The organism is Parabacteroides sp. CH2-D42-20, assembly GCF_003670185.1.
In the GTDB taxonomy this organism is placed as follows: Bacteria; Bacteroidota; Bacteroidia; order Bacteroidales; family Tannerellaceae; genus Parabacteroides; species Parabacteroides distasonis.
In genome coordinates this window covers 1-17,602 of sequence record NZ_RAYG01000030.1, presented here as the reverse complement: position 1 = coordinate 17,602, position 17,602 = coordinate 1, and the positions used below count along the sequence as shown (strand labels likewise).

At 49.8% G+C, this 17,602-nt stretch carries 12 protein-coding genes and 1 pseudogene; 8 read left to right on the top strand and 5 right to left on the bottom strand.

What is annotated here, in order from left to right; all coding sequences use genetic code 11:
* From D7V92_RS17010 to D7V92_RS17000, 3 genes are read left to right on the top strand one after another with little or no spacing between them, the layout of a single operon-like run.
* Positions 1-1,785, top strand: a complete 1,785-nt coding sequence (locus D7V92_RS17010) for a chloride channel protein (RefSeq protein WP_005858223.1) — start codon at positions 1-3, stop codon at positions 1,783-1,785.
* A 30-nt stretch (positions 1,786-1,815) separates the two neighbouring features.
* Entirely contained in the window at positions 1,816-2,790 is a 975-nt protein-coding gene (gene fmt / locus D7V92_RS17005; RefSeq protein WP_036610396.1) for a methionyl-tRNA formyltransferase, read from the top strand.
* Entirely contained in the window at positions 2,790-3,164 is a 375-nt protein-coding gene (locus D7V92_RS17000; RefSeq protein ID WP_005866200.1) for a YbaN family protein, read from the top strand. The genes fmt and D7V92_RS17000 overlap by 1 nt, the downstream gene beginning before the upstream one ends.
* A 71-nt stretch (positions 3,165-3,235) precedes the next feature.
* Here D7V92_RS17000 and D7V92_RS16995 read toward each other — a convergent pair.
* Positions 3,236-4,390: pseudogene (locus D7V92_RS16995) on the bottom strand (catalase); the annotation flags it as partial.
* 792 nt (positions 4,391-5,182) lie between these two features.
* On the opposite strand from D7V92_RS16995, the gene D7V92_RS16985 reads away from it, so the two are divergent.
* Positions 5,183-5,584, top strand: a complete 402-nt coding sequence (locus D7V92_RS16985) for an FKBP-type peptidyl-prolyl cis-trans isomerase (protein ID WP_121773357.1) — start codon at positions 5,183-5,185, stop codon at positions 5,582-5,584.
* Positions 5,585-5,692: 108 nt separating this feature from the next.
* Here D7V92_RS16985 and D7V92_RS16980 read toward each other — a convergent pair whose 3' ends face one another.
* The 3 genes from D7V92_RS16980 to D7V92_RS16970 form a co-directional block, all read right to left on the bottom strand.
* Positions 5,693-8,830, bottom strand: a complete 3,138-nt coding sequence (locus D7V92_RS16980; protein WP_121773356.1) for an efflux RND transporter permease subunit — start codon at positions 8,828-8,830, stop codon at positions 5,693-5,695.
* A 7-nt stretch (positions 8,831-8,837) separates the two neighbouring features.
* Positions 8,838-9,953, bottom strand: a complete 1,116-nt coding sequence (locus tag D7V92_RS16975; RefSeq protein ID WP_005858206.1) for an efflux RND transporter periplasmic adaptor subunit — start codon at positions 9,951-9,953, stop codon at positions 8,838-8,840.
* Positions 9,954-10,022: 69 nt separating this feature from the next.
* On the bottom strand, positions 10,023-11,429 hold the full coding sequence (locus D7V92_RS16970; protein WP_121773355.1) for an efflux transporter outer membrane subunit: 1,407 nt from the start codon (positions 11,427-11,429) through the stop codon (positions 10,023-10,025).
* A gap of 95 nt (positions 11,430-11,524) precedes the next feature.
* Between D7V92_RS16970 and rhuM the strand changes: the two genes are divergently transcribed.
* From rhuM to D7V92_RS16955, 3 genes are read left to right on the top strand one after another with little or no spacing between them, the layout of a single operon-like run.
* Entirely contained in the window at positions 11,525-12,499 is a 975-nt protein-coding gene (gene rhuM / locus D7V92_RS16965; RefSeq protein WP_048928374.1) for a virulence protein RhuM/Fic/DOC family protein, read from the top strand.
* Positions 12,500-12,528: 29 nt separating this feature from the next.
* On the top strand, positions 12,529-13,008 hold the full coding sequence (locus tag D7V92_RS16960; RefSeq protein ID WP_008779527.1) for a DUF456 domain-containing protein: 480 nt from the start codon (positions 12,529-12,531) through the stop codon (positions 13,006-13,008).
* A 24-nt stretch (positions 13,009-13,032) separates the two neighbouring features.
* On the top strand, positions 13,033-13,926 hold the full coding sequence (locus D7V92_RS16955) for a D-isomer specific 2-hydroxyacid dehydrogenase family protein (RefSeq protein WP_121773354.1): 894 nt from the start codon (positions 13,033-13,035) through the stop codon (positions 13,924-13,926).
* A 73-nt stretch (positions 13,927-13,999) separates the two neighbouring features.
* Here the strand turns inward: D7V92_RS16955 and D7V92_RS16950 are convergent, their stop codons facing one another.
* Positions 14,000-16,285 carry an NADP-dependent malic enzyme gene (locus D7V92_RS16950; RefSeq protein WP_009017113.1) on the bottom strand — a complete coding sequence of 762 codons (2,286 nt, stop codon included), beginning with the start codon at positions 16,283-16,285 and terminating at the stop codon, positions 14,000-14,002.
* Between the two features lie 212 nt (positions 16,286-16,497).
* Between D7V92_RS16950 and D7V92_RS16945 the strand changes: the two genes are divergently transcribed.
* Positions 16,498-17,274 (top strand): DUF4469 domain-containing protein, encoded by a 777-nt coding sequence (locus D7V92_RS16945; protein ID WP_121773353.1) that lies wholly within the window; start codon positions 16,498-16,500, stop codon positions 17,272-17,274.
* Positions 17,275-17,602: the final 328 nt, after the last annotated feature.

Here is a 17,602-nt window from a genome sequence, read left to right as displayed (position 1 = left end):
ATGGCTAACGAAGGGTTATTCTATAAATTGTTGTTATGGCGGGAAAAGCGCATCAAGGAGAAGCATTTTATCCTTATTATCAGCTTTATCGTGGGAATTTGCACAGCTGCGGCCGCTATCATATTGAAACAATTGATCCATTTCATACAACATGTATTGACGGGTAATTTCAGTGCTGACGGCGTGAACTATCTCTATTTGCTTTATCCGGTGATCGGTATCTTGTTGGCCGGCTTGTTCGTGAAATATATCGTGCGTGACGATATCGGCCATGGGGTGACGAAGATCTTGTATGCCATCTCGCAACGAAAGAGCCGTATCAAGCCGCATAATACATGGACGTCTATCGTAGCCAGTTCCGTGACGATCGGCTTTGGTGGATCGGTCGGGGCGGAGGCTCCTATCGTATTGACAGGGGCGGCTATCGGTTCTAATCTGGGACGGGTGTTCAGGATGGAGCAGAAGACGTTGATGTTGCTCGTGGGATGTGGTGCCGCCGGAGCGATCGCCGGTATCTTCAAGGCGCCTATCGCCGGGTTGGTGTTCGTGATCGAGGTATTGATGCTGGACCTTACGATGACTTCCGTGCTTCCTTTGCTGATCTCGTCGGTGACGGCGGCTACGATGTCTTATATCTTTACCGGTACCGAGGCCATGTTTAAGTTTTCTCAGACCGAGGCATTCGAGATCGAGCGTATTCCTTACGTGCTCTTGCTGGGTGTTTTTTGCGGATTGGTATCCCTTTATTTTACCCGTGTGATGAACAAGGTGGAAGGGATGTACCGGAAGTTGGGTACGTATTGGAAGAAGTTCATGTTGGGCGGCGTGATGCTGAGTATCTTGATATTCTTGTTCCCCCCGCTATATGGTGAGGGCTATGATACGATCGGCTCGTTGCTGAACGGGCAGTTCTCGCATATCATGGACAAGAGTTTGTTTTACGATCTGAACGATACGTATTTCGGGGTCTTGATCTTCTTGACCTTGATCTTGCTTACGAAGGTATTCGCTTCCAGCGCCACGAATGCCGGAGGGGGTTGCGGTGGTATCTTCGCTCCTAGTTTGTATCTGGGCTGTATCGCCGGTTTTATCTTTGCGCATACGTCTAATTATTTCCCGTTCACGATGTATATCTCAGAGAAGAATTTCGCTTTGCTGGGTATGGCGGGCATTATGTCCGGGGTGATGCACGCTCCTTTGACCGGTGTTTTCTTGATCGCCGAGCTGACGGGTGGGTATGATTTGTTCCTCCCCTTGATGATCGTCTCGATCAGTTCCTATATCACGATCCTTATGTTTGAGCCTCATAGTATCTACTCCATGCGTTTGGCACAGAAAGGCGAGTTGCTGACGCACCATAAGGATAGGGCGGTGCTTACCTTGCTACGGGCGGATAGCGTGATCGAGAAAGATTTCCAGATGGTGTCTCCGGAGATGACGTTGGGCGATATGGTAAAGGTCATTTCTCGAAGCGGACGTAACACCTTTCCTGTCGTGGACGAGCGGGGCGTGTTGCTGGGTATCGTCTTGCTGGATAATATCCGGAATATCATGTTCCGTCCGGAGTTGTATAATCGTTTCCATGTATCGAAGTTCATGGTTTCCGCCCCGGCCAAGATCGTAATCAACACGCCGATGGATCAGATCATGCAGACGTTTGATGATACGAAAGCGTGGAATCTTCCGGTGGTCGATGAGAATGGCCATTATATCGGCTTTATGTCGAAATCGAAGATATTTAATTCCTATCGGGAGGTATTGGTCGATAACTTTTCCGGGGACTAACTTGTTAAAAACAGATCCAATTTATTGTATATGAAGAAAGAGGATTTACGAATCGTATATATGGGCACTCCCGATTTCGCCGTGGAGAGCCTGCGTGCCTTGGTAGAAGGTGGATATAATGTGGTAGGTGTCATTACGATGCCGGATAAGCCAATGGGCCGTCATGGTAGCGTACTTCAGCCGAGTGCTGTGAAGCAATATGCCGTATCGGTGGGTCTTCCGGTCTTGCAGCCAGAGAAATTGAAGGATGAGGCATTTTTAGAGGAACTGCGTGCCTTGCGGGCGGATTTGCAGATCGTGGTGGCGTTTCGTATGCTGCCGGAGGTGGTCTGGAATATGCCCCGTCTGGGAACTTTTAATCTGCATGCCTCCTTGCTTCCGCAATACCGGGGCGCCGCTCCGATCAACTGGGCGGTTATCAATGGTGATACGGAGACCGGCGTGACTACTTTCTTTCTTACGCATGAGATTGATACGGGTAAGATCATCCGTCAGAAACATCTGCCGATTGCTGATACCGACGATGTAGAAACCGTTCACGATGCCTTGATGGCGATGGGGGCGGGGTTGGTTACCGAGACCGTGGACTTACTGTTGGATGGAAAAACAGACGCTATCCCTCAAGAGGAGTTCTATAAGGATGCCGCCGAGTTGCGTCCGGCCCCGAAGATCTTCAAAGATACCTGTCATATCGACTGGAACCAACCGGTGAAGAAGATCTATGATTTCGTCCGTGGGCTTTCTCCTTATCCTGCCGCTTGGACGGAATTGATCTCAGCGGATGGCAAACGTATGGTCTTGAAGGTTTACCAGACGAAGAAGCGTCCGGCAACGCATAACTTCCCGGTAGGTTCTATCCATACAGATCATAAATCGTATATCGATGTGGCCGTGAAGGATGGTTTCCTTCGATTGCATTCCTTGCAACTTGCCGGAAAGAAACGGATGAATATAACGGACTTCTTGAACGGTTTCAAGCAAATCGCAGAATATACGGTTGGCTGATGAACGGGACGAGACGTATCATATACATTACGTTAGGAACGTTTTTTCTCATATTGGGAGCGATCGGCATCTTTGTCCCTTTGCTCCCGACCACTCCTTTTTGGTTACTGACTTGTTGGTTTTATGTCCGTAGCTCGGAGAGACTTTATAACCGGGTGATGAGCAATCGTTATTTCGGGCCGCATATTAAGGGCTTTGTGGAAGATAAGGCTATTCCTTTGCGTTCCAAGATTATCACGATCGCTATCATGTGGCTATCTACGATCATTACTTCCCTTTTGCTAGTCGGCTATTGGTGGGTGAAAGCTTTGTTAGGGCTTATCAGTATCGGGGTCTCATGGCATATCCTCTCTTATCCTACTAAAAAAGAATGAGATAACCTGTTCATCCATAGGATTACTGGGGTTATCCCTCTTTTATCGCTTTCTATCGTAGCCTTACTACTTTATCGGTCTTCTTTCAAGGCCTCTTCCAAGCTGATTCCTAGAGCTTCAGCTACTCCCTTACCGTAAGCAGGGTCTGCCTTGTAGCAATTGCGTACGTGGCGTTGCTTGATGAACAGTTGGGCGTTACCCATCGCACGGGCGGTATTTCCGAATAACAACTGTTGCTCTTCCGGCGGCATCAAACGGAATAAGGCACCCGGTTGGCTGTAATAATCATCATCATACTCACGCTCGTTGTAATTATAAACATCCCCGTGTACTTTCAAAGGCGGTTCCTTCTTCTCGGGAGAGTCTTTCCATTCGCCGAAGCTGTTAGGTTCGTAACCCTTTGCGGCTCCATAGTTTCCGTCTACACGCATCGCTCCGTCACGGTGATAGGCATGGAACGGACAGCGGGGCTTGTTCACCGGGATCTGCTCTAGGTTCACGCCAAGGCGGTAACGCTGGGCGTCGCCATAAGAGAATAGACGACCTTGTAACATCTTGTCTGGGGAGAAGCCGATACCTTCGACAGTATTCATCGGGTTGAATGCGGCTTGCTCCACGTCTTGGAAATAATTCTCCGGATTACGGTTCAACTCGAGGATACCGACATCCATTAACGGGAAGTCACCACGCTCGATACTCTCGAACAAATCACGCTGATGGGATTCACGATCCTTGGCGATGATCGCAGCCGCTTCCTCGTCACTCAAGTTCTTGATACCTTGCAGGGTTCTGAGATGGAACTTCACCCAGATACGTTCGTTCTTATTGTTGATAAAACTGTACGTATGGCTACCGAAACCATGCATATGTCGATAAGAGTAAGGAATGCCGCGAGAACTCATCGTAATCGTTACTTGATGCAGGGCCTCGGGAAGCAAAGTCCAGAAATCCCAGTTGTTATCCTCGCTTCGTAGATTCGTTTTCGGGTCACGTTTGACCGCATGATTCAAGTCCGGGAACTTTAGGGGATCACGCAAGAAGAATACGGGGGTGTTGTTACCTTCCAAGTCCCAGTTACCCTCCTCTGTGTAGAATTTCATGGCGAATCCACGGATATCACGCTCTGCGTCGGCTGCTCCGCACTCTCCGGCTACGGTGGAGAAACGGACAAAGCAGTCAGTTTTCTTGCCTACCTCGCTGAAAATAGCCGCATGAGTTATAAAAGTATCTTAGTTTCATCGCCCCATACACCTAAGATACTTCGCCAATGAACTTAGGATACTTTCTCTATGAAACTAAGATACCTTGTTTAAAAGGTATGGATACAAAAAAGCGGTTGTCTGGCAAGATGCCAAGCAACCACGGTATGGTTTGAAAAAATCAAATGTTCACCTTCCCGGTAAAATGGGGTGTTACTTATTTATTGTAACCCCATTTTGTTAACTCCGACTGACCGATAGCAGCGAGTGATCTCAAGCAGCTATCCAAAAAATGTCTAATAAAACTTTTCATAGCTCATTTTCTTTTTAATTAATAAATCTGTGCCTTTCGACACGTTCTAAATCTCACATAACTTTTGAAGTCCGAGTAACGAATGAATTGAAAACCTAAACCTTTAACCTTTTAACCTATTACTAACCTAATCCCGGACTTCTGATAACCTTAACCTAAACCTTCCTCTTTTTCATCGTGAGGTTTACCACATGCGGTAAACCCAAATTGTCCAAGGTTGAAACCCTAGCAAATCGATGTAACGTTTAAACAATCTCTTTACCATATTTGCTTTACAATTATGTTTTACGACACAAATATACGGCGTTATTCCATACGTGGTATGTTTTATAGCATGTTTCTTGCGGATTCCTATGTTTTCTTGATCTATGATAAAAAAAGCGGGAATCAGATTCATATAATGATAGTATTTGAACGTTTGGCATGTCTATTGTGTTACCATGCCATTGCGTTTCTATTTCTATTTGCTACATTTGCGGAGCTAAATGTAAGATAATGTAATATATATGAGTAGAAAAGAGGAGTACAAAGAGAAGAATCTATTGTATTTGGACGAGATCGCTTCGGAAGAGGGAACCCGGACATTACCGTGCGGTATATTATATAAGGTAATACAAGCGGGTACAGGCAAAGTTTCTCCTAATCGGGAAAGCGTCGTTTCCGTACATTATAAAGGAACGTTGATTAACGGAAGGGAATTTGATAACTCATGGAAACGGGGTTGCCCGGAAGCCTTTCGCTTGAACCAAGTGATTGAAGGCTGGCAATTGGCTCTTCAAGAAATGCGGGTAGGGGATAGATGGATAATCTATATCCCTTACAGTTTGGGTTATGGTAATCGTGCCTCGGGTCCGATCCCTGCTTTCTCCACATTAATATTTGAGGTAGAGTTGTTGGGAATCGCCTAATTCCAATCATAGAATATATAATAATGTATCCGAAGGGAGTAAAAAAGAATAGCCATGGCTAAACCCATGGCTATTCTCTTTTTGCCTCATTAGAGGATTGGAAACTTTCTATTGTTTAGGCGTTTCATCCGTCTTCTTTCCTTTATCCAGCCATTTCTCTTGGATGGTCTGCATCAGTTCATAGAAGTTAGGGATGAACATCGTGGCGAATATCGTATTGATAGCCATACCGAATACTACCGCCGCACCTAAGGATATACGGCTGGCCGCTCCCGCTCCGGTAGCGAAAAGCAAAGGCATGACACCCAATACAAAGGCGAACGAGGTCATCAGGATCGGACGTAAACGAACGTGTCCGGCTTCCAAGGCGGAATCCCGTATCGGATTACCTTCCTTCCGGAAATCCCGGGCGAACTCTACGATCAAGATACCATTCTTGGCGGACAAGGCGATCAATAAGATAATACCGATCTGGGTATATACGCTTACCGGAACCCCCATCACCCAGCAGCCGATAATAGCTCCCAACAAGGCGATCGGCAAACCCATGATAGCCGCCAACGGACTTGTCCAGCTCTCATATTGAGCCGAGAGAACCAAGAAAGCGACTAGCAACGCCATGGCGAAAATAATCACCGTCGTAGATCCTGCTTTCGTCTCTTGATAAGCGACCGAGGTCCATTCATATCCAAAATTATCACCTAATTGTTCCTGTATCAGCTCCTCCATCGCTAGGATCGCTTCTCCGGAACTATATTTCGGGTTGGCGATACAAGTAATAGCCGCCGATGAATACATATTATATAGGTTGATCTGGTCTAATCCCAATTGCTCGTCTAATTCGATAAAAGAGGAGAAGGGTACCATCTCTCCTTTACTATTCGCCAGACTCAAACGGAGTACATCATCGATCACTTTCTGCGCCTCTCCGTTCGCCTCGATCTTAACTTGGTAAATACGTCCGAACTCCACGAAATCGTTCACGTACGCCGCTCCCATATAATAGCTGAGCGTGGAGAATACTTGATTCAACTGAAGACCGAGCATCTGCACCTTATCCCGGTCTATCTTCAGTAGATACTGCGGGGTATTGGCCTGATACATACAAGAAAGGTTCAGCAATTGCGGTTTCGAGCGGTAGCTGGCCAGCAATGTCTCCACGGCATGCTGCATCTCCGTCGGACCTAGGTTCTTACGATCCTCCAATTGCAGTTGCAAGCCGCCCGAAGCGCCCAACCCCGGGATAGCTGGCGGTACCATACCGAATACCTGCGCTTCTTGGATAGCCGATGCCTCCCGGTTGAAACGGTTGGTCACGGCCTCTGCCGTATGCTCCTTACCTTTACGTTCGTTCCAGTTCTTTAGGATCACGAAGAAGGTGGCCGTATTGGATTGCTCCCCTCCACCCATCACGGAGAATCCGCTAACGCTGATGAATGATTTCACCTCGGGGTATGTCTTTAGGATCTCGTCGATCTGCTTGGTGACCGCCTCCGTCCGGTTCAAGCTCGCCGCCGGGGGTAATTGGGATACGATTAGGAAATAGCCGTCATCCTCTTCGGGTATAAAGGTTGTCGGCCAGCGCATAAACAAGATAACCGCTACCGCCGTGATGATACCGTAAACGATCATCGCCGCTCCCGGTCGTTTCAGCATCCGCTCCACGATCGAGTCGTACATCTTCTGAGTCTTTCCGTATACCTTATTGAATCCTTTGAAGAGGAAGAATTTTGGTTCTTCCGTATTCTTCTCCAAGAAAAGGGCGCAAAGCGAGGGCGTAAGCGTAAGCGAGTTAAATCCGCTTAATACGGTAGCGGCGGCGATTGTCAAGGCGAATTGCTTATAGAGCTGCCCGGAGATACCGCTGATAAACGTTGTCGGGATAAATACCGCCAATAATACCAATACCACGCCCACGATAGGCCCTACGATCTCATCCATGGCCTTCGATACCGCCTCGTGGGCCGTATATTTCCCGGTATCGAGGAGCCGGGTGGAGTTCTCTACCACCACGATGGCGTCGTCTACCACCACCGCTATCGCCAGAATCAAGCCGAATAAGGTCAACGTATTAATGGAGAAGCCTAAAGCCGCCATGACCGCCAGCGTACCGATCAATGAGACCGGAATCGTAATGAACGGGATGACTACCGCCCGGAAATTCTGTAAGAATAAGAAGATAACCAAGACCACCAGCAAGGTTGTCTCCAAGAACGTGATAAGCACCTCATGGATGGAGGCGTCGATCACCTCTGTCGTATCCAAGGTCACTTTGTATTCCACGCCTTCGGGTAAGGAACTGCCTAATTCTTTCATCTTGGCCTTTACCACCTTCGATACATCCAAGGAGTTGGAGCCCGGCAGCTGGTAGATCGCTATCGCAGCCGTCGGCTGTCCGCTTAATTTAGAGACCACGTTGTAAGAGGAGCTGCCCAACTCTATGCGGGCGATATCCTTCAATCGCAGGATCTTGCCACCTTGTCCGGTCTTAAGGACAATATTGCCGAACTCATCCGGTGTCGTCAACCGTCCTTTCACGGTCAAGGTATATTGATAGGGGTTATCCGCCCGTAGAATCGGTTGGCCTACGTAACCGGCGGATACTTGGGCGTTTTGCGTGGATATGGCTTGATAGACCATGTCCGGCGTCAAGTTACGGATACGCATCGCCTCCGGGTCTAGCCAGATACGCATGCTATAGTTTCCGGCTCCCATTACCTGTACCGAGCCTACACCCGGCAGGCGGGTTAGCTGGTCTATCATATTTAAGGTGGCGTAATTACTTAAATACAACCCGTCGTAAATGGAATCCTTGGAACTTAGGGTAAGCATCATCACGATATTGGAGGATTGCTTGCGGGTGGTGATACCTTGTACGATCACGGGTTCCGGCAAGCTACTTTGGGCGATACTCACCCGGTTTTGCACCATGACGGTCGCCATGTCGATATCCGTTCCCACGGCGAAGGTGATCGTCAGGGAGTAAGCCCCCGAACTGGAGGAGTTTGAACTCATGTAAAGCATACCGTCCACGCCGTTTACCTGTTGCTCGATCGGTAAACCTACGGTTTGCGCTACCGTCTGTGCGTCCGCCCCGGGATAAACGGCGGATACCTGTACGGTAGGCGGCGTGATCTCCGGATACTGGGCGATCGGTAATATATTGAGGGTGACCAAACCCGCCACGACGATGATCAGAGCAAGTACGGTGGCGAATATCGGTCTGTTAATAAAGAACTTTACCATAGCTTGCTTATTTTATAGGTTTGATAGTCATGCCATCTCGTACCTTAAGCAGGGCGGAGGTGACATAGGAGTCTTTGGGGCTGATACCGGCGGTCACTTGGCGAAGCGTATCGTCTACCAATTGGCCCACCTCGATAGGACGGTATCGTACGACATTGGAGTCGTTCACGATATAAAGGTACTTCCCTAATTGGTCGGTACCGATCGAGGCGTCGCGAACCAAGACCGCATTCGGCTGCTCGGCATACGGCAGGGTGATGGTGACATATAAGCCACTCTTCAATACATGCTTCGGGTTATCCAGATTGGCACGTACGTTCAGGGTACCGGTCGATAGGTCGATATTTGGGGATAGATAATCCAGCCGGCCCGTATACGCATTGCCGCCATCCTTGCCTATGCTGACGAGGATCTCGGTCGGAAGCTTCACGGTGCTATCGTTGCGGGCGGCTTCCAGCATCATCTTCATGAACTGGTTATCCTCGATATTGAAATTGGCGAACATCAAGTCGTCCTTGTATAAGGTGGCCAAGGTAACCGGCTGGACGGCTCCGTTGATGTAATTACCTATATCGTAGCTGGCCCGGGTAACCGCACCGTCGAAAGGCGCACGGATATAGCAATAGCTCAAGTTGGTCCGTGCGGTATTCAACTCCGCCTCGGCATTCTTCACGGCAGCCTCAGACTCCGATACGGTAGCCTCCGCTTGGATCACTTGTATCTGGCTTACGGCGCCGCTCTTAGCCGCCTCCTTCATACGCTCGTAGTTACTGCGTGCATATTCCAGCTGGGCTTTGGAGGTCTTTACGGAAGCCTCGGCTTGGGTGACGTTATCTTGATAGGTGTCCGGTTCGATCACGAAGATAAGATCGCCCTTCTTCACCCGGCTTCCGGCCTTGAGGTAAGAGGTACGCAAGTATCCGTTGACACGGGCTACCAAGTCTACTTTCAGTTGTGAACTAAGGTATCCGGGGTATTCTTTCGTCAAGGTAATGTCCCTCACGATCGGCGTGGATACGCTTATGGAGGGCACGGGCGTTTCCATCGGCTTGCTTTTCCCCTTGCAAGACGCCAGTAATAAGGCGGAGGCTCCGATAATCCCTATGTAAACAAATGTCTTCATATCTTTTGTCTTTAATGATTATTTATATTAATTGTTTGAGTGGGCTTTTGTTCGATCGGATCGAACGGCCTACATAGGATTCCATCCTCCGCCCAATGACTGATAAAGCTGTATCAAGTTCAGTAGTGAGCTACCTTGAGCCTGTGTCAATTGGTTCTGGTAGGTGAGGAGGGAGCGTTGCGCGTCCAGTACGTTTTGGAAAGGCGTAAGGCCCTGCTTATAGAGGTCAAGGGAAAGATCCAAGGTCTGTTTTCCTTGGTTTACCACTTCCCGGAGGGCTACGATCTGCTTGATCGAGTTCTTGTACGAGCTCATGGCGTTATCCACTTCCTGTACGGAGGTAAGCACGGTCTGGTTGAATTGCCGGATCGACTCGTCCAACTGGGCTTTCGCCAACCGGGTAGCCTGTATCTTCTGGGTGCCTTGGAAGAAGTTCCACGTAAGGGTAGGGGCGATCTCATAGGTCAAGCTATTATGATTCGCCAGCTTGTCGAAGTCGTGGGAGGCGAAACCGACCGAGCCTTTCACGAATACTTTCGGCCACCAATCGGACTTAGAGGCCCCGAGCGAGGCGGCAAGCGCATTGACCTGCCTTTCTGCCGCACGTACATCCGGACGGCGTAGCAATAGGTTTGCCGGTAGCCCTACACCGACCGGCTCGATATATTCCGGCAAGGAAGCGTTTGTCTCCATGATCTTTTGCAGATCGGAAGGGTACAGGCCTAGCAAGATCGCCAAGGAGTTCGCGTATTGGATGATACCGGCCTCCAGCATCGGTAGGGAGGCTTTCGTGCTGTAGTATACGGATTGCGCCTGCGCTACGTCCAGTTTAGAGACTAGCCCGGTCTCATACCGTTTCTGGGTGATCTGTACGACCGTCTGTTGGGAGCGGCAGTTCTGTTGCGCTACCTTTACCTCTTGTTGCAGTTCCCTCATATTGATGTAGGAGGAGGCTACTTGAGCGCAAAGGGAGACCATGGCGGCGTTGTATTCCTCTTTCGAGGCGGCGAAATTCTCTTTCTCCGCTTTCACCCGGTTCCGGATACTCCCGAATACGTCCACCTCCCAGTTCATATCTACGGTAGCGCTGGAATATTGGGTGATCGCCTTGGGTACCTGATTGATATTGCCGCTACTTTGTTGCCGTGTCCATCCGGCGGAAAGCCCTAGGGTGGGCGAGTAGCTTCCTTGTGCCGACCGCAGGTTGGCTTTCGCCATGGCGATCCTATCCATCGCCATTTGCACGGAATAGTTTTGTTTCACGGCTACTTCTATCAGCGAGTCCAGTAACGGGTCCTTAAAATTTCTCCACCAATTATCTTCTACGGGAAGTGTCTGCTGGAAATCACTCCCTTCCTCAGACCATGACCCGGGTAGGGCACGGTCTAAATACGTATGCTCTGTCTGCGCCATTACCCCGATCGGTACCAGCAAGCACAACAAAGCATAACATGTCAGGCGTAAATGTTTGTGCATAAATATATATGTTTAGATTTAGCTTTTAGCAAAACAGTTAAGGGTGGGAAATGTTTGTATCTTTGTCTATTTATATATCCTAAAAACTGAAACGTATGGAAAATGGCAAGATCGTTATTTATCGGACAGCCGATGGTGAGACTTCAATTGACGTGAAATTGGAGAATGATACAGTATGGCTTACGCAAGCGCAGATGGCGGAGCTTTTTCAAAAGGATCAATCGGTAATAGCTCGGCATATCAGAAATGTTTTTAAAGAAGGAGAACTTGAGGAAATGAGTAATATGCAAATTTTGCATAATACTTTTTCCAAATACAAGCCTACTGGGGTTTATAGTCTTGATGTCATTATCTCAGTCGGCTATCGTGTCAAGTCTAAGCGTGGTACGCAATTCCGTATCTGGGCGAATAAAATCCTAAAAGAATACCTTGTTAAAGGTTACGCTGTCAATAAACAACTGACCCAACAAAAATACGACGAACTGAAGCTGCTTGTACAAGTCCTCGGTCGTACGGTTAAGGGTCAGGAGGTTCTTTCCTCGGATGAAAGCCGTACGTTACTAGATGTGGTTGTAGACTATACCTATGCCTTAGATACACTGGATAAGTATGACTATCAGCAATTGGATATTCATTCGACGACAAATGAGCAACGGTTTAAGGCTACCTATGAAAATGCGATGTTGGCTATCCAAGGATTGAAAAGTAAATTTGGTGGAAGTAATTTATTCGGAAACGAGAAAGACGGCTCTTTCAAAAGCTCTATCGGACAGATTTACCAAACTTTTGGTGGGGAGGATCTTTATCCCTCGGTAGAGGAAAAAGCGGCTATGCTTCTTTATCTGGTTACAAAAAATCATTCGTTCAGCGATGGTAATAAGCGTATAGCCGCAACGCTTTTCTTGTGGTTTCTCGATAATAATGGAATCTTATATAATCCGGATGGGACGAAACGTATCGCTGATAATACATTGGTCGCTTTAACCTTGATGATAGCGGAAAGCCGGACGGAGGAAAAAGATATGATGGTGAAAGTCGTAGTGAATTTGATTAATAAGGAGAATTGGTGAAATAAAGGATTATTGTAAATAGTGATTGTATGGATATCTTATTGGTTATACTAGGCGTTATCTGTTTGTTGGTGGGATTGGCGGGGTGTTTTTTGCCGGTCTTGCCGGGGCCGCCGGTGGCGTATTTGGCTTTGTGGCTGCTGCATTTTACAGGCTATGCGGAATTCACGGTTACGGAGTTGGTCGTGTGGGGATTGCTGGTCGTGTTGGCACAGGCGATGGACTATGTTACGCCCATGCTGGGGACTAAGTATAGCGGAGGGTCCAAGTGGGGAAATTGGGGATGTGCCGTGGGAACCGTGGCCGGCATATTCGTGTTTCCGCCTTGGGGAATCTTGCTGGGTCCTTTCGTGGGGGCTTTCGTGGGGGAACTTTTGGGAGGCAAGGCGTCCGGAGATGCGTTGAAGGCTGGTTTCGGGGCGTTCGCGGGTTTTTTATTGAGTGTCGTGCTGAAGGTTACCCTTTGCGGCTATTTTATTTATAGCTTTGTGAGAGGGATAATTAATTGAAGATGGTAATTAATAATGTGAGATATGTTTGAGAAAATAGTAGTGGTAGATTCTACCGGGTTGAATACATGGGGAGTGGAGCGTTTGAAGGAGCTTGGAAAAGAGGTTGTTTTTTATACCGGCATTCCGGAAACGGATGAGGAGATTGTGAACCGGATCGGGGACGCAGATTGCGTACTCGTCTCTTATAATACACAGATCCGGAGGAACGTGATCGAGGCTTGCCCGAATATCAAATACATCGGGATGTGCTGTACCCTCTATAGCGAGTCTAGCGCGAATGTGGATATAGCCGCTGCACGTGAGCGGGGGATAACGGTCTTGGGTATCCGCGACTATGGCGATGAGGGAGTCGTGGAGTATGTCATTAGCGAGCTGGTCCGTTTGTTGCATGGTTTTGGCGGGAAACAGTGGAAACATAAGGCGTATGAGCTGGGCGGGCAAAAAGTAGGCATCGTGGGATTGGGTCGCACCGGGAGAATGATCGCTGACGCTCTTCGTTTCTTGGGGGCTGAGGTTTATTATTTCAGCCGTACCCGTAAGCCGGATGCCGAGGCCGCCGGTATCGCTTACCTGCCTCTGCGGGAGTTGCTGCGGGAGGTGGATATTTTATGTACTTGCTTGCCTCGTAATACGATTCTTCTGGGGGCGGGTGAGTTTCGTTTGTTCGGTAATCTGAAGATATTGATCAATACGTCGGTAGGGCCTACTTTCCGTGTCCCGGATTTACAACGTTGGCTTAGCGCCCATAAGCGGAATTTCTTCTTATGCGATGAGGTAGGTATTGGGAATTATGCGGATACCTTGACGCAGTTCGATAATGTCATATATACCCCGAAAGTCTCCGGCCACTCGGAGCAATGTATGGAGCGATTGTCGCAAAAGGTAATAGCGAATATCGAAAGCTATCAGAATTGATATATCCAGTTGTAGAGACGGGGCACGCCCTGTCTCTACAACTGGGGATAGTATTGATAGGGGATAAGCCCTATCAACCTTCTTTCTCGATCTGTTCCTGAACGATAGCGTCTACGACAGCTACGGTAGTCAGGTTCACGATATCACGGGTAGAGCTTTCTACGTCGGTGAAGTGGATCGGTTTGTTCAATCCCATCTGGATCGGGCCGATCGTCTCGGTGATACCCAGCGTATCCAATAGCTTATATGCGCTGTTGGCGGAGCTTAGGTTCGGGAAGATCAAGGTATTCACGTCTTGTCCTTTCAGCTTGTTGAACGGGTACATATCGTCGCGCAGCTTCTTGTCGAGGGCGAAGTTTACTTGCATCTCTCCGTCTACCACCATGTCTGGGTATGTCTTATGCAAGAAGTCGATCGCCTCGTGTACTTTCAGCGGACTGCCCTGCTTGTCGGAACCGAAGTTCGAGTAAGACAACATCGCCATAACCGGCTCGTGAGCGAAGAACTTCACGGCGTCGTGCGTCAGGCGGGCGATATCGATCAATACCTCGGCCGACGGATGACGGTTGATCAACGTATCGGCCATAAAGAACGTACCCTTCTTGCACGTCAGGATGTTCAAAGCGCCGAAATGTTTGTAGCTCGGGCGGATGCCGATGATCTGCTCCGCCATCTTGGTAACCTCCGAGTAGCGGCTGTATACACCCGTCACGAAAGCGTCGGCGTCGCCGGTAGCCACCATCATCATACCAAAGGCGTTACGGTCTACCATTTTCTCGCAAGCCTCCGAGTAGGTCACGCCCTCGCGCGCCTTCTTGTCGGTAAGGATACGGGCGTAGCGGTGGCGGCGTTCCGTCTCACGGTCGTGGCGGAGGTTGACGATCTCGATACCGTCCAGACTGATATTCTCCTCGGCGGCGATCTTGGCCAGACGCTCCTCGTTACCCAGCAAGATCGGGAAACAGATACCTTCCGCTTTCGCCTCGGCGGCGGCTTTCAGCATATTCACGTGGTTCGCCTCCGCGAATACCACCCGTTTCGGGTTCGCTTTCGCCATATCGGTGAACGAGCGCAAGAGTTTATTATCGTACCCCATCATCTCACGCAAATGGTTGGCGTAGCCCTCCCAGTCGGTGATCGTCTTGCGAGACACGCCCGAGTCGATAGCGGCTTTCGCCACGGCGCAAGATACACGGGTCAGCAAGCGGGGATCGAGCGCTTTCGGAAGGATATAGTCGCGTCCGAAAGTGGTTCGTTTCAGCTTATAGGCGGCGTTCACCACGTCGGGAACCGGCTCCTTGGCAAGGTCGGCGATGGCGTAGACGGCGGCCCGCTTCATCTCCTCGTTGATCGCCTTGGCGTGCGTATCCAAGGCGCCGCGGAAGATATAAGGGAATCCCAGCACGTTGTTGATCTGGTTCGGATAGTCGGAACGTCCGGTAGCGAAGATGATATCGTCCCGCGAGGCCATCGCATCGGCGTAGGAGATCTCCGGGTTCGGGTTCGCCAAGGCGAATACGATCGGGTCGGCGTTCATGCTACGTACCATCTCCTTGGTCAATACGTTCGCCACGGAGAGGCCCAAGAATACGTCGGCTCCCACCACGGCCTCCTGCAAGGTCTTGATCGGACGGTCGGTAGCGAACTCCCGCTTGGCGGCGTTCAAGTCCGGGCGGCTGGTAGAGATGACGCCCTTGCTGTCGCACATGACGATATTCTCCTTGCGCGCTCCCAGCATCACGTACAGTTTCGTACATGAGATAGAGGCGGCTCCGGCGCCGTTCACCACGATCTTCACGTCCTCGATCTTCTTGCCGGCGATCTCCAAGGCGTTGATCAGCCCGGCGCCGGAGATGATTGCCGTACCATGCTGGTCGTCGTGCATGACGGGGATATCCAGCTCGTTCTTCAAGCGAGTCTCGATCTCGAAACACTCCGGTGCCTTGATATCCTCCAAGTTGATTCCTCCGAACGTGGGCGAGATCGCCTTCACGGTCTGGATAAACTTCTCCGGATCTTTCTCGTTCACTTCGATATCGAATACGTCGATGCCCGCAAATATCTTGAATAGCAATCCCTTGCCTTCCATCACCGGCTTACCGGCCAAGGGGCCGATATCGCCCAGCCCGAGTACGGCGGTACCGTTGGAGATTACGGCTACCAAATTACCTTTCGCCGTATATTCGTACGCGTCCAGCGGATTCTTCTCGATTTCTAGGCACGGCTCGGCTACGCCCGGCGAATAAGCCAGGGATAAATCCGTTTGCGTGCTATGAGGCTTTGTCGGGATGACCTCGATCTTACCCGGTTTGCCCTCGGCATGGTACCGAAGGGCCTCCTCTTTTGTAATCTTTGCCATAGGTATGTTTATTAATTATGTTGTTCCTATTTAAAACCACCGCAAAAGTAACAAATTATTATGAGTTGGCTAGGTTTTGCTTACAAATAGTTTTTGGGAAAGCGTGAATAGTAATCCGATTCCCGCTTGTCGGAGTGAAAGTTTATTGTTACATTTGGGTGTTTAATAACTAGGGTCTCTATCCAAGAGAGGCCCATAATCTGAATGATAGTATGGCAGAACCTAAGAAAAGAAGTATCACCGGTAAGCTGGTGGAGAACAAGTTGACGGCGCGCACGGACGATTTCACGTTCAACGTCACTTACGTACAAAGTCGTTCGATCGGCGACTTATGCAAGCTGGCCGCCGCTCGGCTCGGTACGAAATATTCGGCCTCGGAGATTGAAGGTATTTACAGTGAGATCAAGGGTGTGGCCGAGGAGGAGCTGTACTCGGGCAGTACCGTGGAGTTCGGTTTCACGACGAACAGCTTGGGCGTGGAGGGCTCGTTCATCGGCCCGAAGGCGCAGTTCGACCCGGCGCGCAACAAGGTCGTGCTCCGTTCCACGCCCACGGCGGAGATTCGTTCGAAGCTGACGGACATCAGCGTGATCGTCAGCCACGTGGAGGAGGGGCTGCCTACGATCATCAGCGTGACGGACGTAGCGTCCGGTGCCGTGAATACGAAACTGACCCCGGGCGGAGGATTGACCGGCAGCGGGCAACGTATCAAGATCGCCGGCGAGACGGGAGATGCCGTGGGCTTCTTCTTCGTGAAGGACGGCTCCCAAACGTCGGTAGCCGTGCCGATGACCTCCGTGTTGCGCAACGATCCGTCGGCCTTCTCGCTTATCATCCCCGCCTTGGAGGATGGCACGTATTACTTGGAGGTGGCTACTCGCTCGAGTGGCAACAGTAAAGTCTTTTTGAAGGAAGTACGCCGGAATCGCTTCCCTTATCCATTAACCGTGGGCGGAGGTGGAGATAGCGAAAGCCCCGATGAGGTTTAACTTTTATTCCGGGTGTCGGAAACGAGAACTTCCGACACCCGGAAGCTTTCGTTTCCGATACCCGGAAGCTCTCGTTTCCGGCACCCGGAAATGACAACTTGCTTCCTTCCCGCATCCTCTCCTCCTTTCTAAAGGTCTTTCCTGAGATTTTTCCCTACCTTTGGCCTCCATAAAGCAAGATTACCATCATGGCATTGAAACTTATCCATACGGCCGACTGACATCCGGGCCGGGCCTTTTTCGGCTCCGACCGGGAATCTCCGGACGAGATATAAGCCGGGATGGATGATTGCGGGAGAGGTAGGCGCTGTTCTCGCGGGACTACGGT